Annotated in this window: 26 protein-coding genes; 8 read left to right on the forward strand and 18 right to left on the reverse strand. The window is 30.6% G+C overall.

Going from position 1 to position 21,437, the window contains the following annotated elements; translation table 11 throughout:
• Nucleotides 1–29: 29 nt before the first annotated feature.
• The 3 genes from GYM73_RS08680 to GYM73_RS08690 form a co-directional block, all read right to left on the reverse strand.
• Entirely contained in the window at nt 30–731 is a 702-nt protein-coding gene (locus GYM73_RS08680) for a 16S rRNA (uracil(1498)-N(3))-methyltransferase (protein WP_220233588.1), read from the reverse strand.
• 261 nt (nt 732–992) lie between these two features.
• A complete protein-coding gene (locus tag GYM73_RS08685; RefSeq protein ID WP_105296810.1) occupies nt 993–1,319 on the reverse strand; it encodes an iron-sulfur cluster assembly protein in 327 nt (108 codons plus the stop codon).
• Between the two features lies 1 nt (nt 1,320).
• Nucleotides 1,321–1,734, reverse strand: coding sequence for a BrxA/BrxB family bacilliredoxin (locus GYM73_RS08690; RefSeq protein WP_160541676.1), 414 nt, complete (start codon nt 1,732–1,734; stop codon nt 1,321–1,323).
• Between the two features lie 156 nt (nt 1,735–1,890).
• On the opposite strand from GYM73_RS08690, the gene rnpA reads away from it, so the two are divergent.
• Nucleotides 1,891–2,262, forward strand: a complete 372-nt coding sequence (gene rnpA / locus GYM73_RS08695) for a ribonuclease P protein component (RefSeq protein WP_105296812.1) — start codon at nt 1,891–1,893, stop codon at nt 2,260–2,262.
• A gap of 236 nt (nt 2,263–2,498) precedes the next feature.
• Here rnpA and GYM73_RS08700 read toward each other — a convergent pair whose 3' ends face one another.
• The 8 genes from GYM73_RS08700 to GYM73_RS08735 all read right to left on the reverse strand — a co-directional run bounded on the left by GYM73_RS08700 (nt 2,499) and on the right by GYM73_RS08735 (nt 10,650).
• On the reverse strand, nt 2,499–3,092 hold the full coding sequence (locus tag GYM73_RS08700; protein ID WP_105296814.1) for a MarC family protein: 594 nt from the start codon (nt 3,090–3,092) through the stop codon (nt 2,499–2,501).
• Nucleotides 3,093–3,153: 61 nt separating this feature from the next.
• Nucleotides 3,154–4,980 (reverse strand): BatD family protein, encoded by a 1,827-nt coding sequence (locus GYM73_RS08705; protein WP_220233589.1) that lies wholly within the window; start codon nt 4,978–4,980, stop codon nt 3,154–3,156.
• The gene (locus GYM73_RS08710) at nt 4,980–5,696 is read right to left on the reverse strand and encodes a tetratricopeptide repeat protein (RefSeq protein WP_220233590.1); all 717 of its coding nucleotides are present in this window, start codon (nt 5,694–5,696) and stop codon (nt 4,980–4,982) included. Before GYM73_RS08710 ends, GYM73_RS08705 begins: the two co-directional genes overlap by 1 nt.
• Nucleotides 5,697–5,826: 130 nt before the next feature.
• A complete protein-coding gene (locus tag GYM73_RS08715) occupies nt 5,827–6,840 on the reverse strand; it encodes a VWA domain-containing protein (RefSeq protein ID WP_220233591.1) in 1,014 nt (337 codons plus the stop codon).
• A gap of 9 nt (nt 6,841–6,849) precedes the next feature.
• Entirely contained in the window at nt 6,850–7,851 is a 1,002-nt protein-coding gene (locus GYM73_RS08720) for a VWA domain-containing protein (RefSeq protein ID WP_220233592.1), read from the reverse strand.
• Nucleotides 7,841–8,755, reverse strand: coding sequence for a BatD family protein (locus GYM73_RS08725; RefSeq protein ID WP_220233593.1), 915 nt, complete (start codon nt 8,753–8,755; stop codon nt 7,841–7,843). The genes GYM73_RS08720 and GYM73_RS08725 overlap by 11 nt, the downstream gene beginning before the upstream one ends.
• A 2-nt stretch (nt 8,756–8,757) precedes the next feature.
• Nucleotides 8,758–9,624 (reverse strand): DUF58 domain-containing protein, encoded by an 867-nt coding sequence (locus GYM73_RS08730; RefSeq protein WP_220233594.1) that lies wholly within the window; start codon nt 9,622–9,624, stop codon nt 8,758–8,760.
• Nucleotides 9,625–9,645: 21 nt separating this feature from the next.
• Nucleotides 9,646–10,650 (reverse strand): MoxR family ATPase, encoded by a 1,005-nt coding sequence (locus tag GYM73_RS08735; RefSeq protein ID WP_160556903.1) that lies wholly within the window; start codon nt 10,648–10,650, stop codon nt 9,646–9,648.
• 200 nt (nt 10,651–10,850) lie between these two features.
• Between GYM73_RS08735 and lipA the strand changes: the two genes are divergently transcribed.
• Complete coding sequence (gene lipA, locus GYM73_RS08740) at nt 10,851–11,708, forward strand: lipoyl synthase (RefSeq protein WP_160556902.1); 858 nt, start codon at nt 10,851–10,853, stop codon at nt 11,706–11,708.
• Nucleotides 11,709–11,807: 99 nt separating this feature from the next.
• Here lipA and GYM73_RS08745 read toward each other — a convergent pair whose 3' ends face one another.
• Genes GYM73_RS08745 through yidD form a run of 3 tightly spaced genes read right to left on the reverse strand, consistent with a single transcriptional unit; the run spans nt 11,808 to nt 13,944 of the window.
• Nucleotides 11,808–12,842 carry a glutaminyl-peptide cyclotransferase gene (locus tag GYM73_RS08745; protein WP_220233595.1) on the reverse strand — a complete coding sequence of 345 codons (1,035 nt, stop codon included), beginning with the start codon at nt 12,840–12,842 and terminating at the stop codon, nt 11,808–11,810.
• 1 nt (nt 12,843) lies between these two features.
• Nucleotides 12,844–13,698: a prolipoprotein diacylglyceryl transferase gene (gene lgt, locus GYM73_RS08750; RefSeq protein ID WP_160556900.1), complete on the reverse strand. Its 855-nt coding sequence runs from the start codon at nt 13,696–13,698 to the stop codon at nt 12,844–12,846.
• Between the two features lie 6 nt (nt 13,699–13,704).
• Nucleotides 13,705–13,944: a membrane protein insertion efficiency factor YidD gene (gene yidD / locus GYM73_RS08755; RefSeq protein WP_160541664.1), complete on the reverse strand. Its 240-nt coding sequence runs from the start codon at nt 13,942–13,944 to the stop codon at nt 13,705–13,707.
• Nucleotides 13,945–14,128: 184 nt separating this feature from the next.
• Here yidD and GYM73_RS08760 point away from each other — a divergent pair, with 184 nt between their 5' ends.
• The 3 genes from GYM73_RS08760 to GYM73_RS08770 are packed head-to-tail and all read left to right on the forward strand — an operon-like array spanning nt 14,129 to nt 16,198.
• Nucleotides 14,129–15,370, forward strand: a complete 1,242-nt coding sequence (locus tag GYM73_RS08760) for a U32 family peptidase (protein WP_220233596.1) — start codon at nt 14,129–14,131, stop codon at nt 15,368–15,370.
• Between the two features lie 24 nt (nt 15,371–15,394).
• Nucleotides 15,395–15,625 carry a ferredoxin gene (locus GYM73_RS08765; RefSeq protein WP_105296827.1) on the forward strand — a complete coding sequence of 77 codons (231 nt, stop codon included), beginning with the start codon at nt 15,395–15,397 and terminating at the stop codon, nt 15,623–15,625.
• Between the two features lie 3 nt (nt 15,626–15,628).
• Nucleotides 15,629–16,198: a 5-formyltetrahydrofolate cyclo-ligase gene (locus GYM73_RS08770; protein WP_160568836.1), complete on the forward strand. Its 570-nt coding sequence runs from the start codon at nt 15,629–15,631 to the stop codon at nt 16,196–16,198.
• On the opposite strand, the gene GYM73_RS08775 is transcribed toward GYM73_RS08770, so the two are convergent.
• Together GYM73_RS08775 and GYM73_RS08780 are read right to left on the reverse strand one after the other, a co-directional pair.
• Complete coding sequence (locus GYM73_RS08775) at nt 16,165–16,731, reverse strand: hypothetical protein (protein ID WP_160541661.1); 567 nt, start codon at nt 16,729–16,731, stop codon at nt 16,165–16,167. The genes GYM73_RS08770 and GYM73_RS08775 overlap by 34 nt on opposite strands.
• Nucleotides 16,721–17,848, reverse strand: a complete 1,128-nt coding sequence (locus GYM73_RS08780) for a hypothetical protein (RefSeq protein WP_220233597.1) — start codon at nt 17,846–17,848, stop codon at nt 16,721–16,723. Before GYM73_RS08780 ends, GYM73_RS08775 begins: the two co-directional genes overlap by 11 nt.
• Before the next feature lie 164 nt (nt 17,849–18,012).
• Between GYM73_RS08780 and GYM73_RS08785 the strand changes: the two genes are divergently transcribed.
• From GYM73_RS08785 to GYM73_RS08795, 3 genes are all read left to right on the forward strand, one after another.
• On the forward strand, nt 18,013–18,273 hold the full coding sequence (locus GYM73_RS08785) for a hypothetical protein (RefSeq protein WP_160541659.1): 261 nt from the start codon (nt 18,013–18,015) through the stop codon (nt 18,271–18,273).
• Nucleotides 18,274–18,484: 211 nt separating this feature from the next.
• Entirely contained in the window at nt 18,485–18,646 is a 162-nt protein-coding gene (locus GYM73_RS08790) for a hypothetical protein (protein WP_166004775.1), read from the forward strand.
• A gap of 44 nt (nt 18,647–18,690) precedes the next feature.
• Entirely contained in the window at nt 18,691–19,050 is a 360-nt protein-coding gene (locus GYM73_RS08795) for a hypothetical protein (RefSeq protein WP_160541657.1), read from the forward strand.
• A gap of 87 nt (nt 19,051–19,137) precedes the next feature.
• Here GYM73_RS08795 and GYM73_RS08800 read toward each other — a convergent pair whose 3' ends face one another.
• Together GYM73_RS08800 and prfB are read right to left on the reverse strand one after the other, a co-directional pair.
• On the reverse strand, nt 19,138–20,049 hold the full coding sequence (locus GYM73_RS08800; RefSeq protein WP_160541656.1) for an SPFH domain-containing protein: 912 nt from the start codon (nt 20,047–20,049) through the stop codon (nt 19,138–19,140).
• Between the two features lie 61 nt (nt 20,050–20,110).
• Nucleotides 20,111–21,229, reverse strand: a complete 1,119-nt coding sequence (prfB, locus tag GYM73_RS08805; RefSeq protein ID WP_220233598.1) for a peptide chain release factor 2 — start codon at nt 21,227–21,229, stop codon at nt 20,111–20,113.
• Nucleotides 21,230–21,437: the final 208 nt, after the last annotated feature.

The raw sequence follows: 21,437 nt of genomic DNA on the forward strand, positions 1-21,437 counted from the left end.
ATTGATCATATAAATTTTAATGATTCTGTTTATGGTTGGTTGTGAAAAAAATAATAACTGGAAGCAATGAAAATTCCGGCAGTTTCTGTCCTCAAACGATTCTCTCCTAAACTAACCCCTATAGAGCCTAAAGAATAAAGTTCTTCTACTTCTTTTTTAGAAAAATCTCCTTCCGGTCCAACCATCAAGGTTATTTCTTTTTCTCTGTTTAACGTTTCGTTTAAAGTGATCTTCTCATATTCTTTATAACAATGGGTAAGGTATAATTTTGTATTCGAAGATTGTATAAAATCCTTCAAAGGTGTCAATGGATAGAGTTCAGGAAAATTTATTCTCAAAGATTGTTTACAGGCGGTTTCAATTTGTTTCTTGATTTTTTCCCTATTTAAAACTTTTCTCTCTGAATTAGTACATAAAAGTGGGGTAATTTTAGATATTCCTAATTCCACTGCTTTTTCTACAAAAAACTCAAATCTGTCTATATTTTTAGTTGGAGCAATAGCAATATGTAATCCATTTTGCCCTCTATTTGAATGGGGAAAAGTTTCAATTATTTTAACCTTAACCTTCTTTCCTGTTATTTGTAATTGTCCTTTTATTAATGCTCCTTTTCCATTAGTCACATAGACCATATCTCCTTCTTTCATTCGCAACACTCTTACTATATGGTGTTCTTCTTCTTCCCTTAGTTGTACTTCATTCGGATATATCTCTCCTATAAATAATCTCATGAAATCAATCTTATATTTAACAAATGTAATTATTTACCGGTGAATTGAGATGATAGTATTTATTGAATTTAAGTTGTATAAATCTTTTAACCATTTGCTTCAATTTCAACATAATCTCAAATTTCACTTTTCTATTATCACTTAAATTTATTCAAGTCCACTGCTTTTTAAATTTAGGAAAAAAGGACAGATTAATACAATTAAATCTGTCCTTTACTATCATTAATTAAAGTTTAATTACTTAGCTTTTGTCTAATGATGCTATAAAAGTCCTAAATTAAATTTAGCTTCTTCGCTCATCATATCTTTATCCCAAGTTGGTTCGAAAGTAATTTTTACATTTACTTCTTTTACTTCATCTATAGCACCGATTTTTTCTTCTACTTCCATGGGTAATGTTTCTGCCACGGGACAATTAGGGGTTGTCAAGGTCATCAATATTTCCACGTCTCCTTCTGTACTAATCTGAATATCATAAATCAATCCTAATTCATAAACATCCACGGGAATTTCAGGATCGTAAACCGTTTTTAATTTTTCTACGATTTTTTCGGACAGGGATTGTATTTGTTCTTCGTTTAAAGACATGTTAGCAAAATTCAGCGTATGCTTGTTTTAAATTTTCAGCAATTATTTCAGGAGAATGACCTTCAATATGATGTCTTTCTAGAAAATGAACCAATTCTCCATCTTTAAAAAGTGCTATGGACGGAGATGAAGGTGGAAAAGGGGCAAGATGTTCTCTAGCGGTTTTAACTGCATCCACATCAAATCCTGCAAATGAAGTTGTTAAATGATCCGGTTTTTTTCCTTCGCCTTCTACAGATAATATTACTCCGGGACGAGCTCCTCCGGCAGCACATCCACAAACGGAATTAATTATTAATAAGGTTGTACCGGGTCTTTTTAATGCTTCTTCTACTTTTTCTGATGTGTTTAAATCTTCAAAACCTTTATTTGTTAATTGCGCTTTCATTGGCGCAACCATTTCTTCTGGATACATATTTTATATTAGTTTTTATTGTTATACAAAATTAATTAATGTTTACGATTATTACAAATGCCCTATCTTTGACAAAACATTTCTTGAAATTTTATGTAATCAAAAGTCTCAATAATATCATCTTTGGGAATGGTATTGTGATGAAATGCATATTATATGAACCAAAAGTATACGAAAGAAGAACATTTAAAAGGATATAAGCTTATTAAATATTTGTTTGAAAAAGGGACGTGGAATAAAAAATATCCTTTAGCTATGGTTTATTGTCCTTCTCCTGAATTTTTGGAAACCCATAAGGTTGGAGTGTCCGTTTCTAAAAAAATTTTTAAACATGCAGTGGATAGAAATCGGGTAAAAAGACTTTTGCGTGAATGTTTCCGCTTGCATAAAAATGAGCTAAACAACACTTTTACAACATCTCATTTACTAATGATTGTCTATAATGGTAAAGACAAAAAAATACCTGCCTATAAAGAATTGGAGAGTTGTTATTTGAAATTGCTTGAAAAAATTAAATCTTCAGATTAATTTATTTGGTTTGAGATAATTTTTTTAGTCCTTTTATTATGAATACTATTAAAATGCCTACAATAGCAAATAAAATTGAATAAAAATATTTATCGTTTGGATCGGTAGTTACCCCATAACTATAATTAATTTGCGTTACATTAAAAATTATTAAGAGGACAAAAGCTAAAAGAGTAAGATTTAAAAAATATTTCATCTTTATATTTTTACAAATATACAAAATGAGATCTTATTTTTTAAGGAGATACTTTTTCTAACAAAGAAGTTATGTTTGCAGTAAATAACTTAATGGAAATAGCTAATAAGATAATACCGAAAACTTTTTTCATAATTGAAATTACTCCTTGTCCTAAAATTTGTTCTAATTTACCCGAATATCTTAATACTAAATATACGACTACCATATTAAGAAGTATGGCTATGATAATATTTTCCGTATGATATTCTGCTTTTAAAGCCAACACGGCGGTTAAAGCTCCTGCTCCTGCTATTAAAGGAAATGCCAAAGGAATTATGGAAGCAGAATGCGGTTCATCGATTTTATTAATTTCAATGCCCAAAATCATTTCCAATGCAATAACAAATAAAACTAAAGCACCTGCTACAGCAAATGAATATACATCAATTCCTATAAGTTTTAGTAATTTATCACCAACGAACAAAAAGGATATCATGATTGCACAAGCAACCAATGTTGTTTTTTTAGCCTGAAGATAACCGACTTTACTTTTTATGCTTACTATTACGGGAACACTGCCAAAAATATCTATAATGGCAAATAAAACCATAAAACAACTTGCTATTTCCTGGATAGAAAAATGTAAAGGCATAGTAAAATTATATTTTTAAAGAATTTTGTTAATTAAATTTCCTAAAAAGTTTTTAGGCGCTCTATTTTTTTATATTTAATTTCTTAATTAAGTCTTTAGCTTTTGTATATACAGATTCCAGGGATTCTTGTTCTGTTACGCTTGAATATCGTTCAATTTGAGATTGAATAACCATATTCTTCCATTCTTCTGAAATTTCATCTCCTAATCTCTGAGCTAATTCATCTTCTAAGTCTGAAGTAAAAACAAAACTATCTTTTTCTAAATTTAAATATTGTTTTGCTGCTTCTATCAAAGTCTTTTCTAAAAGAATGTAAAATTCTTTTTTATCTGTTCCTTCTTGTGCTAAATGATTTAATTGTGATAATTCATTTTTAAAATCATTAGTAATGTTAGAGCTTGTATAAGGTAAATTACGTGATGTAAATTTTTTTTCTTTATTTAATGAATCAAACGATTGTTCTTCTTCTTGTTTTTTTAGCTTATTTTTTTTATTTCTTTTTATTATTAATATACAAATTACCAGAATAACTATAATTGATATAACTCCTGTAAATAATATAATTATCAATATTTTTCCTAAGCTGTTATGGTCTCTTTTCAATACTTCAGTGACCTTATTTTTAATGGCAGATTTGGGATCATATTGGTTGACATCACTCGTGTCCTTTCTGATGTCCGTACCGGTTTTATCATCATTTTTTGCTAAAGTATTAGCTGATACTTTAATGGGAATTGGCTGTACAATTAAACTTTTATATTTTTCATCTATGGGATCAAAATAGCTAACTGATTCTACATTTATATTATAAGTACCCTCTTTTTGAGGAACTAATATGGTAGACGTATTTAATTTTCCTTTTATGCCTTGTACGGTTGCCTCTGAATCAAATTTACTTTTAGGGGTATATTGTTCTATATCATCAGACATTAGAAGTCTGGGAGATTTAAGAAGCGTAAGATTTCCCTTACCATTTATTTCTACATTTACAGTTACTGCTTCTTCTGCTTGTAAATCTTTTTTGTTTGCTGAAGCTCTCATAGTAAATTGACCAACCAGCCCATGAAAATCTTTTGGAGCATTATCAGGAAGTCTTTTAACTTGTAATGTAACCGGTGCCGATTTAATATTTAAGTCGTGTTCATCAAAAAATCCATCCGGAATTGTTAATGTTAAGGTAAATGGATTTATGACAAGAGTTCCCGATTGAGTAGGAAACATAACATAAGTTCCTATAACTCTTGAAAAATAGGATTCTCCATTAATTATTTCCTGTTCGTAGGTATTGCTTCTTTCTTTTACCGGCTGTACAAATACCCCCTGCCAATCCGGAGAAACCAGATTGGTCATACTATTGAGTAATTCAATCCTTCGAGTATAAAATTTTAAATTCGCAACTACCCCTTCATTTTGATACGGATTCTTTTCTGATATTTTAAATTTAAGAAATACTTCACCCAATTTTGAATTAAAAGCTGTGTCATCTTCACTTCCACTAGGATTTCCTGACACAGTTATTACGGTGGGCTTGGTCTCATATTTCCTATTATTAACAGTTATTTGTGCGGCATCTATACGGATATTCCCTTTTTTAACAGCTCTTAATACAATTTCAATTCCATATTCGAAAACACTGTTCCCTTCATCATCAAAGCCTTGGTTCTGAATTACCTGCCTGCCAATTACCTGCGTATTTGAAAAAGAAGGTAATTTTAAACGCCCCATATTTTTAATTTCTTCATTTTTTATGGAAAGTAAAAATTGTAAGCGTACAGGTTCGTTGACTCCTACCTCATTTTTTTGGGGTATGAGTTGAAAAGAAACCTGAGCTTTTGCCCAAATTCCGCTTAAAAAGATAAGTAAAAAGAGTATTACATATTTCTTCATCACCAATCTTTGCTACTTTGTCCTTGATTTGAATTAGCTCTTTTATTAATAATCTTTTGATGCGCTCTTTTTTCTTGTTCTTCCATTGCTCCTAAAATATTTTCATAATGTTGATTAGAGGCATCTGACAGATTAGCATTATTTGTATCTGCTTGTGATTTCTGATTGTTTATTGAATTTTTTTCATTTTTATTGGGCTGTGTTTCTTTATTATTTAAAGAATTGTCTTTATCTTTTTTATTGGTTAAATTATCTGTTTTATCTTCTTTAGCATTGGATGAATTCTGCTGATCTTTTCCATTTTGCTGAGAACTATCCTTTTTATCTTCTTTATCTCCTTGGTTCTTATCTTGATCTTTGGAATTTTGCTCTTCTTGTTTTTGTTGAGCTTCTTTTACTTTTTGTTTTGACATCGTATAATTATACCTCGCCTTATCATCTTTCGGATTTAATTTCAAAGTATTTTTAAACGCTTCGGCTGCTCTTTCATATTCTCCTTTTTGAAAATAGCTGTTTCCCATATTGAATAAAGCATTGGCTTTTTCCGACTGATTTGCTGCCAATTGGAGTGATTTTTCATATTGAATCAATGCGTCATCATATTTTTTTAGTTTATACATGGCATTTCCTAAATTGTAATTAGATCTATATGAATCTTCTCCGTCTTGTATCGAATTTAAATAATTAGCTGCTGCATCTTTATAAGATTCAGCCAAATATTTATTATTACCCTCTAATAAATGCTTTCTTGATGCTTTCGTCTGAGCTTGAAAAATATTTATTAGTGAAATAAAAATTATAACTAAATATTTATTTTTTAAATACATTTTAACAAAGATACTAAGATTAAATCATAAAATCTCTCCTATAATTTGTTAAAGAAACAATAAAAATAACTAAAAATGCGGCTCCTATAAAATAATGAAAATACTGTTTTGTGTCGTAATTAATACTTACGGATTGGTTAGTTTTGTCTAAGGTAGACATGGATTTAAATAGCTTAGTAACAACATCTTTTGTATTATGCCCGCCATAGAAATATTTACCTCCGGTTCCTGCTGCCAATTGTTTTAATGTACTTTCTTGCAATTTCGTTAATACAATATCTCCATTATCATCTTTTTTGTATTCTGAATATTTACCTTCATAAAATAAAGGAATGGGGGCTCCTTGAGTTGTACCTACCCCTACGGAAAATATGGAAATTTTATTTTTCTTTGCCGTATTTATTGCCCGTTTAACATCTCCTTCATGGGCTTCTCCATCAGATATTATAAAAATTACTTTGGATGTATTAGAGGTTTGAGATAAAAGAGTAGAAGCTTTTAAAACGGCATCTGCTATATTTGTTCCCTGGGTTGTAATAAGATTAGTATCAATACCATTTAAGTAGAGCTGAGCAACGCTATAATCACTAGATAAAGGCATAATGGGATAGGAATTTCCTGCAAATGCGACTATTCCTACTCGATCCCCCCCTAGTTTAGATAAAAAATCACAAACAATTTTTTTGGCTTTTTCCAATCTTGAAGGAGCTATATCTTCTGCATTCATGGATTTGGAAACATCTATTACGAAAACCAAATCAATTCCTTCACTCTTTACTTCTTTTTTTTCTGTTCCTCCTAAAAAGTTAGCTAATCCTAAAATCATCAGGATATAGGCTATAATTATTCCTATATTACTTAAAATAAATTTTGAATAATTTACCTTTCCAAAAATCATTTTTTGAAAACTTGGTTCAGCAAATTGATTTATTTTGGACTTTTTCCATTTTATGAGATATAGTAATCTCCATAATAGAAAGGGTATGAATAACAATAAATAAAAATATGATATTTTCTCAAACTGCCAATTCATAATATCTTTTTAATTTATACTTCTAATTACAAAGCCTCTTAAGAATAATTCTAGTAACAAAAGTATTAATGCAGGAAATAGAAATATTCTATATTTCTCTTTATAATTATAATATTTTAAATCATTTATATCTGATTTTTCTAATTTATTTATTCTATTGTAAATATTTTGAAGACTTTCCGAGTCAGTAGCTCTAAAATAGGCTCCGCCTGTTTTTTGGGCTATTTTCTTTAATAAATCTTCATCAATTTCCACTTTTTGTTTTTCAAAATAAATTTTTCCGGTAAAGCGGTCTATTTGAGTAGGAAAAAGTGCGTAGCCATTAGTACCTATACCTATGGTATAGACTTTAATCCCTTCAGAAGCTGCAATATCTGCTGCAACAATTGGCTCTACATATCCGTCATTATTTACTCCGTCCGTCATTAAAATAACTACTTTACTTTTTGCCTTACTTTTTTTAAGATGATTGACAGCTGTAGCTAAGCCCACCCCTATAGCTGTTCCTCCTTCCAATGTCTGCGTCCTTAGATTTTCAATTTGTTGAATAAGAATTTTTCTGTCTACCGTAAGAGGAACCATAGTAAGTGCTTCCCCGGAATAAGCAATTAACCCGATTCGGTCAACATATCTTTCTAATGCAAATTTCTGCGCTACTTTTTTAAGTGCTGATAATCTATCCGGATTCAAATCCTTTGCTAACATACTTAAAGAAACATCAACAGTCAGCATGATATCTATTCCTTTATCGCTCTGGTAAACTTGCGAGGTGCCTATAACTTTAGGTCTTGCCATGGCAAATATTAATAATGCTAGGATAAGCAAACGTATCCAAAATAATAAAGGCCTTAAATATGTTTTATAATTTTTTTCAGATTGAAAAGCAGAGACATTCGGTATCGATACGGCCTTTGTCTTAGCTTTCGTTCCAAATTTTAAATATATAAAAATGGGTATTACCAGTAAAAGAAGCAACATCCAAGGATAACCAAACAGTATATTATGATTCATCTTGCAGCTTTATTTTAGGTGAATCTGTTTTAGTAAGATTTATGAAATTAATTGCCTTTTCCATATGCAATTTCGTTTCTTCCGGAGTTGGTTTATATTTCGCAAACTTTGCCAAGTCTGAAATTTTGAATATAACGCTCAGATTTTCAATTTCATTTTCATCTATCCATTTCTCTTTTTTTAAATACTCCAATAAATCATCAGATAAAAGTTTGGTTGCCGGAAAATTCCAACGAGCTTCCATATATTCTTTTATTATGGACGTTAATTCTGAATAATATTTTTTATATAAATCTTTAGCTATATAATCAGACTTCTTGAGCTTTTTCAATCTTTTAATGGCTAACACATCCGGTTCGCTTTTATGGGTTTCCGATTTTTTATTCTTTCTTCTTATCAAATAGATGATTACACATACTAGGATTACAAGTAATATTAGTACATACCCTAGGTAAGGCTGTATATAATCCCATACATTTTTAGGAATCTGTACAATACTTTTAATATCGAATAAAGGAGTTTTTACGCTATCCGTAACAACAGGAGCTACTGTGACTTTATAGGAAGGAGTAAAATATTCTTTTGAATTGACTAAAATTCTTTGAGGCGGAACCGAAAAAGTTCCTTCTTCATAAGCTGAAAAAATTATACTGTCACTTATAAAAATAGAATTGTTTTTTCTTAGCGTATCTTTTTTTTGTCTTAAAACTTCAAATTTTTCACTGAGTGTATCTGTAATCGTTGGAAAAATTATGGTATCCTTTTGACCGGTTTTAACTGTTATTTTTAAAACAATAGGTTCTCCAAATTTTATATAATCTGTAGAAATTTTGGAAACAGGGATTTGTGCATGAATAAGTATTGCTGCTATAAAAAAATATACTATGAAAATTTTAAACTTCACAATTAATGATGTCCTCTAAAATAATTAAACAATATTTTTATATAATCACCTTCGGAAGGAATATTTACAAAACCGGCACCATTTTTAATAAATGCATTTTCTGTTGTAGTAGTTAATCGCTGATAATATGCTGAATATTTATCTCGAACAGTTTTTGAAGAAGTATCTACCCATTGCAATTTTCCTGTCTCTAAATCTTCAAGATAAATTAAGCCCATATCGGGAAATATTTTCTCCCAACGATCGTAAACTCGAATCCCTGTAAAATCGTGCTTTTTAGTCAATATCCGTAAATTTCTTTCAAAATAGGTGACATCAAAATCAGATATGAGAAAAATGGTAGATTTTCTTTTTATAGTTTTTATAATAAAATCAAAAACTACCGATAAATCTGTTTTAGTATGTTTAGGCTCTGCTTCTAAAATCGTTTTTATGATACTTACAATATGAGCATTTCCTTTTTTGGGAGCAATAAAATAATCAATTTTATCCGAAAATAAAACCAACCCTACCTTATCATTATTTTTAATGGCAGAAAGAGCAAGAGTTGCTCCTATTTCAGCAACCAATTCTTTTTTTAATTGTTTTTTGGTTCCAAAATTCATCGAGGCGCTAATATCTATTAAAATCATAGATACCATTTCTCTTTCCTCTTCAAATATTTTTACAAAAGGTTCATTAAAACGGGCTGTTTTATTCCAATCAATTTTTCTGACATCGTCTCCAAATTGGTATTGACGAACTTCTGAAAATGTCATTCCTATGCCCTTAAAAGAACTGTGATATTCTCCTAAGAATATTGAATTAATTCTTCTTTTAGACTTTAGCTCAATAAGCCTTACCTTTTTTAGAAGTTCTTCTGTTGTCAATTTTTTTGTTTTTTTATAATACTACGGAGCTTTTACTGAATTGAGAATTTGATCAATAATATCCTCGGAAGTTATATTTTCTGCTTCTGCCTCATAGGTTATTCCGACGCGATGACGAAGGACATCTTTGGCAACGGATTTAACATCTTCCGGTACTACAAATCCTCTTTGGTTTAGAAAAGCATTTGCTTTTGCCGCCAATGCCATACTTATGCTGCCTCTAGGGGAAGAGCCAAAAAGTATGTAAGGTTTAAGATTTGGCATATTATATTTTTCAGGATAACGGGTAGCAAATATCACATTTAGGATATAACTTTCAATCTTTTCATCCATGTAAATTTCTTTCACCAACTCCCTCGCCTCAAATATTTTTTCTAAAGTGATAATTTTCTTAACCTCATGTTTTTCTCCTGAAATATTTTGTCTAAGGATTGTTCTTTCTTGTTCAAAATCAGGATAAGAAACAACACATTTTAACATAAATCTATCGACTTGAGCTTCAGGGAGTGGATAAGTACCTTCTTGATCGATAGGGTTTTGTGTTGCCAAAACCAAGAAAGGTTCTTTCAATTTAAATGTTTCATCTCCAATGGTCACCTGTTTTTCTTGCATGGCTTCCAACAGAGCTGATTGAACCTTAGCCGGAGAACGATTAATTTCATCTGCCAAAATAAAGTTAGCAAAGATAGGCCCCTTTTTAATAGAAAAATCGTTTTCTTTCATATTATAAATTAAGGTTCCTAAAACATCCGCAGGTAATAAATCAGGCGTAAATTGAATTCGAGAAAACTCTCCATCAAGAGCCTCTGCAAGTGTTTTTATTGCCAAAGTCTTTGCTAATCCGGGAACACCTTCCAATAAAACATGACCGTTACTTAATAAACCAATTAACAGGCGGTTAATCATGTATTTTTGACCAACGATCACCTGATTTATTTCTTTACTTAGTAAACTAAAATCTTTGCTTTTTTCCCGTACTTTTTCAATAATAATTTTTATATCTTCGGAAGTCGATGTATACTCCATGCTTTCTAAAAATTAGCTAGCTGCAAAGTTCACTATTTTATTCTAATTGTGCTGCTAATAAATCGTTAAAATTTATATTAAAACTCCTAATTTTATATATTTATAGCAGTATAATTATATAATTATATTTTTTTTATATTTATAGCTTAAATAATTATCCGTAATAAAGTTACTAACTTTGTCCGATATAAATTTGTTTTATGGACTCGTCAACAATAACAAAACCTAAATGGATTCGGGTTAAGCTGCCTTCCGGCAAGAATTATAAAGAACTTAGGGGAATTGTAGATAAATATAAGCTTAATACGATTTGCCAAAGTGGAAGCTGTCCAAACATGGGAGAATGTTGGGGTGAAGGCACAGCGACATTTATGATTTTGGGTAATATCTGTACCAGAAGTTGTGGGTTTTGCGGTGTTAAAACAGGGCGACCTTCCGAAATTGATTGGGAGGAACCCGAAAAAGTTGCGCGTTCAATTAAATTAATGAAAATTAAACATGCGGTATTAACTTCCGTTGACCGTGATGATCTTAAAGACATGGGATCTATTATTTGGGCAGAAACCGTAAAAGCGGTACGCAGAATTAGTCCCGGCACAACCATGGAAACTTTAATTCCTGATTTCCAGGGAATTCACAGGCATATAAATAGAATTCTGGAAGCTGCCCCTGAAGTCATATCTCATAATATGGAAACGGTTAGGAGATTAACCCGTGAAGTACGTATACAAGCAAAATATGATCGAAGTTTGGAAGTTCTCCGATATATGAAAGAACAAGGGCAACGAAGAACAAAAACAGGAATTATGCTAGGTCTTGGAGAAAAGCCTTCTGAAGTTTATGAATCTATTAGAGAAATACATGACGCCCGAGTTGATGTAATCACGATCGGTCAATATTTACAACCTAGTAAAAAGCATCTTCCTGTAAAAGAATTTATTTCGTTGGAACAGTTTAAAGATTATGAAGATTACGCTAAAAGTTTAGGAAATTTCAGACATATTGAAAGCAGCCCGCTAGTTCGCTCATCTTATCATGCTGAAAAACATGTAAATTAAACGATCCCTTAAGATAGTGTATGTGGAGAATGAAATGATGTTTTTTTTTCTAAAATTATATTTCAGCTATAATCACGATCCACTAAAAAATCATTTCACTTACTTCGTGAATTCAACTTTGTAAATTTTAGACCATAGTTTTCCGGTAATTAAGAAAGTATCTCCATCAACATAGGCAATCCCATTTAAAACAGCCTCCTCATTAGATTGATTCATTTTAACTAAATCCGAAAAATCTGCTTTAGCAACCACAATTCCTGTACTAGGATCAATTTTTAAAATGATCGGTTCATCAAAAACATTGGCATAAATAAATCCGTTAGCGTACTCCAATTCATTAATTCTAGAATAAATATTTTCATAACCAATCACTGAAATACTCTTTTTTAAATTAAAATCTTTATCATAAAATTTTAATTCTGAAGACCCGTCAGAAACAACCATTTCATCTCCTATGGTTGTTGCTCCCCAACCTTCATATAAAGTCCCCGGATAGTTGAATTCTTTTAAAAGTTTAAAATCTGATGCATTAAAAATGAATCCTTTTTTCTCTCTCCAAGTAAGTAAATATAATTTCTCGTTTAGCAAGGCAAAACCTTCTGCGAAAAATTTTGGGTCTATTTTAACGCTTTGAGAGTAAGAAGTTGAACCTAATTTATATTTAACTAATAATGATTTCCCATAGAGTCCTGAACTTTCCGTAATCCATCCGTCTTTATAGGTAAATCCTTGTGTAAATAATTCAGGATTGTGTGGAAATTCTTGAATCAATTTATAATGTAGATCCTTTTCTTTTTCGTTTGGAAACACGGTAAAAGTTGCATCAATTTCTTTTTTATATTTTCCGTTATAGTTGATTGTTAGTACTATATAATTTGTACCCAACTTAGCATTGGATTCATCTAAAGTAATATTTTTTTTATCGTATGTTTGTTCATTCAATTTAATACTATACGAATCAATAATTCCATCTTGTGTATTAAATTCTAAAGGTAATTTATCTCCTATGTGTAAGGGTTTATCATCTAATTTATCGAAATTGGTACTAATACTTATATTCTTAGGATCTTTACAACCCACTATACTTATAACAATCAGCAAATATAGTATTAGTTTTGTTATTAGATTTTTCATTTTATATTGCTTTTGATGTATAAATCCTATTTTTTGCGGTAACTAGTATGCAAATTCCTGCGATAATAAAGGGTACACTTAACCATTGTCCGGTATTTAATCCCAGCCAATTAATATATTCTTCTCCCTGCGGTTCCTTAAAAAATTCTACGATAAACCTGATACCGAAAAGTACAATTAAAAAATATCCAAATATCCAACCCGAATATTTCTTTTTATCGGTTTTTAAATAGATAAACATAAGGGATATAAACAAAAGTAAATAACCAAAGGCTTCGTATAATTGAGAGGGATGTCGTGGAACAATACTTCCATATTCATCGGTATCCTGTTGAATAAAAAGTACTGCCCATGGAAGTGAAGATGGCTTTCCAATAATTTCCGAATTAAAAAAATTTCCAAAACGTATAAACATTCCTCCTATGGAAACCGGAATAACTATTCTATCTAATATCCAATAAAAAGTTCGTTTTAAATATTTTCTTGTAAATAGATATAAAGAAATTAGAATTCCTATAGCAGCTCCATGACTGGCTAATCCTGAATAGCCTGTAAATTCAAAATGAGGTTTAGTTCGTATGGGTAAGAAAACTGCTAATGGATCTTGTATAAATAATTGTTTTTGATAAAAAAGTACATGCCCCAATCTAGCTCCAATTATTACGGCCAGAAACATATAGATGAACAAGGGATCTAATAATTTTTTATCTTCCTTATCTTTTTTAAAAATAAATTCCATGAGATAAAAACCTAAGCCAAAAGCAATCACATACATCAAGCTGTAGTATCTTAAGGTAAAGCTGCCTATATGTATACCTAAACTCGGATCCCAAGTAATATATAAAAGTTGATTCATCTAGTTTTAATTATGTTTTTTATGTGGCACCGGATCATACCCCTCTCCTCCCCAAGGATGACAACGAAAAATACGTTTACTTCCCAACCAAAATCCATAGAACAGTCCATGAATTTTTAATGCTTCCAACATATATGCGGAACAGGTGGGAGTAAACCTGCAATTATTTCCCATCCAAGGAGATATAGCGATCTGATAAAAGCGTATTAATACAACTAGTGGGAATATTGCTATTTTCCTTATCATTATATCAATTTCTTTACAAAGATACGGTTTTCTCTAAGATGATATTATGCGTTAATAAATATTTAACAGGCTAAAATTAACCGTGAAAAATTGAAAGGTTTCAATTATGGTTTACCAACCTAAATAAAGGCTTCTTTTTATATAGGTTATATTTATTATTTTTGCGTAAAATTTTAATTCAGTAATGACAGAAAGTGGAAAGATAGAATTGATGTGTCCGGCAGGTAATTTTGAATCATTGCAAGCAGCTTTGGATAATGGTGCAGATTCAATTTATTTTGGAGTCGAGCAATTAAATATGCGTGCGCGTTCATCTGTTAATTTTACTTTAGACGATTTGGAAGAAATTTCCAAAAGATGTTCTCAAAAAGGGGTACGAACGTACTTGACCTTGAACACAATTATTTATGATCACGATTTATCCATAATAAAAACTGTCTTGGATCGAGCAAAATCTGCTTCTATATCAGCAGTTATTGCCATGGATCAAGCGGTTATTGCTTATGCAAGACAAATTGGAATGGAGGTTCATATTTCAACTCAAATAAACATTACCAACATTGAAACGGTAAAATTTTATTCTTTATTTGCCGATACTATGGTTTTAAGCAGAGAATTGAGCTTAAGCCAAGTTAAAAAGATCACTTCTCAAATTAATAAAGAACAAATTAAAGGCCCGGGTGGAAAATTAGTTGAAATTGAAATTTTTGGACATGGCGCTTTATGCATGGCTGTATCGGGGAAATGTTATTTGAGTCTACATTCTCATAATTCTTCTGCTAATCGGGGGGCTTGTAAACAAAATTGCAGAAAGAAATACACCGTTATCGATCAAGAATCCGGTTTTGAGATTGAAATCGATAATGAATATATGATGTCCCCTAAAGATTTATGTACAATTGATTTTCTTGATCAAGTTATTGATTCCGGGGTAAAAGTATTGAAAATAGAAGGTAGAGGAAGGGCGCCGGAATACGTAGCTACTGTAACTAAATGCTATCGTGAAGCCATTGATGCCATTGCTTCCGGATCTTTTACTAAAGAAGCAATAGCCGAATGGATGAAAAAGTTAGAAACTGTTTATAACCGAGGATTTTGGAGCGGTTATTATCTTGGTCAAAAATTAGGGGAATGGTCTGATAATCCGGGATCTAATGCTACACAAAAAAAGGTTTATATTGGAAAAGGTCGACATTTTTACCCTAAAACTAAAATCGGCGAATTTGAGATTGAGGCTTATAGTTTAAATGTTGGTGATAAAATATTAATTCAGGGACCTACTACCGGTTCACAAGAAGCTGAAGTTTCTTCGATGATGGTCGATGATATACCCGCTCAGGAAGCTAAAAAGGGAGATATACTTACTTTACCTATTGGTTTTAAAATACGTCCGTCCGATAAATTATATAAAGTTGTTAAAGCGTAGATTTTCGAATTTTTTAATTAAAATATGGTAATCATTACATTGCAAAGAGATAAATGCATAGGATGCAATTATTGTTCAGAGTTTGATCCTGAAAATTTCCGCATGTCTAAAAAAGATGGAAAATCTGTTTTACTAAGGTCTACTGAAAAAAAGGGTTTTTTCACTTTAAAAAATCCTGATAACAATTGTTTTGAGGCTGCAGATAAAGCGGCTAAAGCCTGTCCTGTTAAAATTATTTCTGTAAAAAAAATATGATTCATGTTAAAAAAAGAGGCTCGTAAGAATTTTCTAATGTTAAGATCTTTGCTTACGAAAAAGCAGGTATTATCTAAATCTGAGCAAATTTTTTTACAGTGGAAAAAATCCATTTTGTCCGACTACAATTCTTACCATATTTTCTTAACCATTTCTGACAAAAAGGAGGTTGATACTTCTTTCATACTAAATTATTTGTGGGCTAATCAAAAAAAGGTTTATTGCTCCAAAGTACATCATAATTCTTTATTACATTTTGAACTTACTCCTGAAACTAAACTTGAAAAAAATCTGTGGGGAATCCCTGAACCGATAGATCAAGATAATATACAAATTAAGAATATAGATTGCATATTTACCCCTTTATTGGCTTATGATATTTTAGGAAACCGCGTAGGATATGGTAAAGGATATTATGACAACTTCCTTAAAAACCACCTTTCTTCTACTAAAGTTGGACTTTCTTTTTTTGAACCCTTGGATTCAATTAACGATATTTCAAGATCGGATATACCTTTGGATTATATTATAACTCCCAATTATTGTTCGGTTTTTCCAATTGAGGTAAAGTAAAATTTAAATTCCGATTTAAATTTTTCCGGATTCTTTTTTAAAATATAATTTGCTTGGGATCTCTGAGTAGAGAAATATTTTTTCTTATTATTATAATAATGAACCTTATAATGTACTACTCCTATTGAATCATTTAGAATAGTAGTGGTATCTGATTTTTTCTTTTCAAGTTCAATTGTAACATATTTTACCTTTAAAGAATCCAAATTATTCACAATTTTACTCACATACACCGTGTCTTTTTTAGGAAAATATCCTTTTAATTGTGAAACTATAAGAGTATCAATATCTTTGTTTGATTTATTTTCGGTTGCTAAAATAGCTAAATCATAAACTTCTTGTAACTTTTGTTCTGTTATATGTGATATTACTGCCAATGAATCCATTTTTTCAGAAGCATAATAATTTTTATTGTTATATTCTTTTATTTTAATGGGATCTTTTTCTCCTTCGTAATACTTTTCCTTCTTACAAGCTACAAAACCTATTATCAGAAAAACTATAATAATTTGAATTATATGCTTATTTTTCATTTTTTTGTATTTTGAATTTAATTAAATCTATTTTTTTGTTCTTATTAATCTGACTGTTAATCAGAATATAATTTTTGAGTGAGGTAGTAGGAGTAGTCATAAAGTCAATGTATTTTTTCTTATCCAGCACTTCAACACCAAATAATTCATTATCGTATACTTGATAAATAAGTGCATCATCAGCTATTAGTTTATTTAATTCTTCTTTTCTTTGTTTTATTAATTGCGATTTTTTATTTTCATCTGCATCGTTTACACCTGTTGAATAATAATATAACATAATAGCATAATCATCAGGTCTCAATTTGAAATTTCTATTATTCTCTTCTCCCTTATCTCTTATTTCTTTAAGTCCGACTACAAAAGATTCCTTTTTATACATCGGTGAGCTAATAGTCATTTTGAGAGTGTCTGTTGATGATCGATAGGTAAAACAACCGTTAGTAACAGTATAATATTCAGGAGATACTCCATTTTTTTGGATAATTATTTCTAATTTGGATTTTATTAAAGAGCTTCTATCGGCATCATAAAAACAAAACTTGAAGGTATTTCTATATTCGTAATATTTATCTACTGAAAAAACTACAACTAATAATGCGATCAATCCTAACAGTATATATATTAATTTTTTAATGCCAAACGAATGATTTTTATTTTTAGATACGTTTATGCCTAAAGATTCTGTTTGTATAGTTTCATCATCATAACCATTATTTTTTACCTCTACATTTTCTAAAAAATTTTTTTTATCATCGCCAACGGTTTTGTTTATCAATGGCTCATTCGTCACATGTGAAGTTAGATTGTCTTGAGATATTTTAGATTGATATTTTTCCTGAAATTCCGTCCATCCTCTCTTATATCCACAATATTGAGTTAATAAATTGAGCATATCAATTCTGGGTAATTTTTCAAATGAAGATTTAAAATAGGTATAGAACCATTTTTCGCTAACGTTTCCTCTAACTTTTTGTCTTAAATGTTCTTGAAAATATATAATGTCTAATCCTTTCCATTTTGAGATGTCAGGATTTAAGGTAGGAAAATCTTCTAAAAAGGTTTGGGTAACCTCCTTTTTTAATTGCTCAAAAAGTATTTTTTCCTGACCTTTCATTTGTAAAATAATTTTAACACACTGATAATCAGTATATATTTTTTGTAAAATTCAAAAAACAGTTTTTACAAAAATATTACAAGCATTTGAATCTTGCAACAAAGTTTAACTCTCCTATATTTGTTTCTCTAATTTAAATTATATATAATTAAAAAAACTAAAAAATGAAAAAATTAATTTTAAACATTGCAGCTGTAACTGTTATTGCAACAACTTCTTTCATCGCATGTGATAAAAAACAAGCTAGTAGTGATGCTGCTGCTACAACTGATTCTACAGCAACTGCTGCTCCAGCTATTGATTCTACTTCGGTTGAAGAAACTCCTCAAACTCAAGCTCCTGCAACAGATACAGTTAAAGCTGAAGCTCCTAAAGCTGAAGAAGCTGCTGCTCCTAAAGCTGAGGAAGCTGAAAAAGCAAAATAATTTGTTTAAATTAAACAAAATTCACAAAAGGTTACAACTTTTTTGTAGCCTTTTTTCTGAAAGTAAATTTTACTTTTTTAAAACTTAACAAAAACCTTAAGTGATGAATAAAAATTTTTTGAAATTTACTGCCATCACGTTACTTAGTATAACTAGCTCCTTCATTGCATGTGAAAATAATCATAAAAATAAAACCAATGAAACAAATTCCGTGCAAGGTCTAAATGCTCAGCCTCAGCAAGAAATTGCGCCGGCTCCTCCTATAGACAGTTCTGCTAACCTTAAGAACAAAAACAATCCTGCTATCCCGGGCATGAATGCTCAACCACAGCAAGAAATTGCTCCCAGCTCAGCATTAGATGAGAGCAACTAAAAAATAAATTAAATTTCAAAAAAATCATTTAAAAATTTATCGTTATGAAAAAAACAATTTTAAACATCTTAACTATTGCTACTATTACTTCTATTTCTTTTATTGCTTGTGAAAAAAAACAAGTTAATCATGTAGATGCGTCTAGTTCTACTGCTGATTCTCTTGCAAAAGATACAGCAACTTTAGGTGAAAAAATTGGAAATTTTACCGATTCTGCTACCACTCATATAAAAGAAACAGCTCATGAAGCTAAAGAAAGCTTAGACAAGGCTGTAGATAAAGTTAAGGACGAAGCAAACGATCAAAACCATAATATCAAAGAAACAGCTAATAACGCTAAAGAAGGCGTAAAAAATGCTGCTGAGGATTCTAAAAATGATATTAAGGAGGCCACTAAAAAATAATTTTTGGATAAATATTTAATATATTTTCATAAAAAAAGAGGCATTGGAAATCAATGCCTCTTTTTTTATATTCTTTAATTAATTTTATTACAAGGATCGTTTATCATTTAATTGATCGCTAACTTTTTGTGAAGCTACAAAAGAAGTAATTGTATTAGTTAACATATCACTTGCTGCACTCGGATTATTAGGCAGCAATATTAAATTAGATCGAGAACTGGCTCCTATGGAGCTTAATGTATCGTAATGTTGAGTAACCACAATTAAAGAAGAGGCCTCTTGTGAGTTTATATTTACTCCGTTTAATACTTTAACAGATTCCTCTAAACCTCGAGCGATTTCTCTCCTTTGATCAGCAATACCTTTTCCTTGTAATTGTTTACTTTCTGCTTCCGCTTTGGCTTTAGCTACAATTTTAATACGCTCTGCTTCTGCTTCATATTCTGCGGCAACCTTTTCTCTTTCTGCTGAATTTATACGATTCATTGCTTGTTTAACCTGCTCATCGGGATCAATATCTGTAACTAAGGCTTTCACAATGCTGTGTCCATAGCTCTGCATCGCTTCTTGCAATTCACTTTTAACAGCAATTGCTATGTCATCTTTTCTTTCAAATACATCATCTAACCGTAATTTAGGAACTTCAGCCCGAACTACATCAAAAACATATGAAGTGATTTGTTCGGATGGATTTTGTAATTTGTAAAATGCATCAAACACAGCCGTTTGAACTACTTGATATTGAACTGAAACTTTAAGGTGAACAAATACATTATCTTTTGTTTTAGTTTCAATCATTACATCCAATTGCTGAATTTTTAAATTCACTCTTCCTGCGATCATATCTATGAAGGGTACTTTAAAATTAATCCCTGCATTACGTGAAGAATTAAATTTTCCGAATCTTTCAATAATTACTGATGTTTGTTGCTTTACAACAAATATAGGTGCGCTTAAAAAGAATAATATAATTAGAACTAATAGCATTATAATACCCATAATTTATCAAATATTTTTAATTTATTGTAAACAAATATAAATAATTTTATTTTATCGTATCTTATTGTGGTCTCTGTCCCATCAACATTAAATATGACTTTAAAAAATCATCTATATTACCATTCATAACTGAGTCAACATCTGAAGTTTCAGTACCTGTTCGAACATCTTTAATCAATCGATAGGGCTGCATTACATAATTTCTTATCTGACTTCCCCATTCTATCTTCATTTTACCCGCCTCTATTTCGTCGCGTTTCGCATTTCTTTTTTCAAGTTCAATTTCAAATAAGCGTGATTTTAATAATTGCAATGCTTTTTCCTTATTTTGTAGTTGGGATCTACTTTCTGTATTTTCAATGATGATTTCTTTTTCTTCTGCTGTGTCTTCATCTTTATATTTATAGCGTAGTCTAACTCCTGTTTCCACTTTATTAACATTTTGTCCTCCGGCTCCACTGGAACGAAACGTATCCCATGAAAGCGATGCTTGATTAATCTGGATTTCAATAGATTCATCTACTAAAGGATATACATATACAGAAGCAAAAGACGTATGTCTTTTTGCATTGGAATCAAACGGTGAAATTCTAACCAATCGATGCACTCCGTTTTCTCCCTTTAAATAACCAAAGGCATAGTCTCCTTCAATCTCTAATGTTACTGTTTTTACACCTGCTACATCTCCGGCCTGATAATTAAGCTCTTTTACTTTAAAATTATGTTTTTCAGCCCACATAATATACATACGCATGAGCATACTCGCCCAATCACAGCTTTCGGTTCCACCTGCTCCTGCCGTTATTTGTATCACAGCGTTTAAATCATCTCCTTCAGATGATAACATATTTTTAAATTCTATATTTTCAAGCAAAGTAACAACTGCCTGATAATGAGAATTTATTTCATCTTCGGAAACATCGCCTGATTTAAAAAAATCGTATAAAACCACTAAATCTTCATATTGTGCGTTGATTTCTTGGTACTCTTCAACCCATTTTTTTTTTGCTCTTAATTGTTTTAATATTTTTTCTGCTTCTTTTGGATCTTCCCAAAATGAGGGATCTGCAGATTTTTCTTCTTCATTTTGTATTTCTACTTGCTTTTTTTCTATTTCCAAGTACTCATACAAATCGTTTATCCTTGTCTGTAATTCTTTTAGATTTTCTTGAGTAATCATAAGTAATACAAAAATACAATCTAAAATTTTATAATTAAAATATCATATTCAATATATAATTCAACTTTACCGGGAATTAAATTTTAATAATCTGATAAATTAGTTCTAAATTAAATAAAAATTGATAAATTTTGTTTGTAAATTTGTCTTCGTTTTAACAGAGTTCATAATAATTATATACCATAATGCCGAACATAACATTAATAAA

The organism is Apibacter sp. ESL0432 (genome assembly GCF_019469225.1).
Taxonomy (GTDB): Bacteria; Bacteroidota; Bacteroidia; order Flavobacteriales; family Weeksellaceae; genus Apibacter.

Bases quoted from the DNA above. Each gene is read 5' to 3' on its own strand.
- GYM73_RS08680 (WP_220233588.1), bottom strand. From the start codon at position 731: ATGAGATTATTTATAGGAGAGATATATCCGAATGAAGTACAACTAAGG.
- GYM73_RS08685 (WP_105296810.1), bottom strand. From the start codon at position 1,319: ATGTCTTTAAACGAAGAACAAATACAATCCCTGTCCGAAAAAATCGTA.
- GYM73_RS08690 (WP_160541676.1), bottom strand. From the start codon at position 1,734: ATGTATCCAGAAGAAATGGTTGCGCCAATGAAAGCGCAATTAACAAAT.
- rnpA (WP_105296812.1), top strand. From the start codon at position 1,891: ATGAACCAAAAGTATACGAAAGAAGAACATTTAAAAGGATATAAGCTT.
- GYM73_RS08700 (WP_105296814.1), bottom strand. From the start codon at position 3,092: ATGCCTTTACATTTTTCTATCCAGGAAATAGCAAGTTGTTTTATGGTT.
- GYM73_RS08705 (WP_220233589.1), bottom strand. From the start codon at position 4,980: ATGAAGAAATATGTAATACTCTTTTTACTTATCTTTTTAAGCGGAATT.
- GYM73_RS08715 (WP_220233591.1), bottom strand. From the start codon at position 6,840: ATGAATTGGCAGTTTGAGAAAATATCATATTTTTATTTATTGTTATTC.
- GYM73_RS08720 (WP_220233592.1), bottom strand. From the start codon at position 7,851: ATGAATCATAATATACTGTTTGGTTATCCTTGGATGTTGCTTCTTTTA.
- GYM73_RS08735 (WP_160556903.1), bottom strand. From the start codon at position 10,650: ATGGAGTATACATCGACTTCCGAAGATATAAAAATTATTATTGAAAAA.
- lipA (WP_160556902.1), top strand. From the start codon at position 10,851: ATGGACTCGTCAACAATAACAAAACCTAAATGGATTCGGGTTAAGCTG.
- GYM73_RS08745 (WP_220233595.1), bottom strand. From the start codon at position 12,842: ATGAAAAATCTAATAACAAAACTAATACTATATTTGCTGATTGTTATA.
- lgt (WP_160556900.1), bottom strand. From the start codon at position 13,698: ATGAATCAACTTTTATATATTACTTGGGATCCGAGTTTAGGTATACAT.
- yidD (WP_160541664.1), bottom strand. From the start codon at position 13,944: ATGATAAGGAAAATAGCAATATTCCCACTAGTTGTATTAATACGCTTT.
- GYM73_RS08760 (WP_220233596.1), top strand. From the start codon at position 14,129: ATGACAGAAAGTGGAAAGATAGAATTGATGTGTCCGGCAGGTAATTTT.
- GYM73_RS08765 (WP_105296827.1), top strand. From the start codon at position 15,395: ATGGTAATCATTACATTGCAAAGAGATAAATGCATAGGATGCAATTAT.
- GYM73_RS08770 (WP_160568836.1), top strand. From the start codon at position 15,629: ATGTTAAAAAAAGAGGCTCGTAAGAATTTTCTAATGTTAAGATCTTTG.
- GYM73_RS08775 (WP_160541661.1), bottom strand. From the start codon at position 16,731: ATGAAAAATAAGCATATAATTCAAATTATTATAGTTTTTCTGATAATA.
- GYM73_RS08780 (WP_220233597.1), bottom strand. From the start codon at position 17,848: ATGAAAGGTCAGGAAAAAATACTTTTTGAGCAATTAAAAAAGGAGGTT.
- GYM73_RS08785 (WP_160541659.1), top strand. From the start codon at position 18,013: ATGAAAAAATTAATTTTAAACATTGCAGCTGTAACTGTTATTGCAACA.
- GYM73_RS08795 (WP_160541657.1), top strand. From the start codon at position 18,691: ATGAAAAAAACAATTTTAAACATCTTAACTATTGCTACTATTACTTCT.
- GYM73_RS08800 (WP_160541656.1), bottom strand. From the start codon at position 20,049: ATGGGTATTATAATGCTATTAGTTCTAATTATATTATTCTTTTTAAGC.
- prfB (WP_220233598.1), bottom strand. From the start codon at position 21,229: ATGATTACTCAAGAAAATCTAAAAGAATTACAGACAAGGATAAACGAT.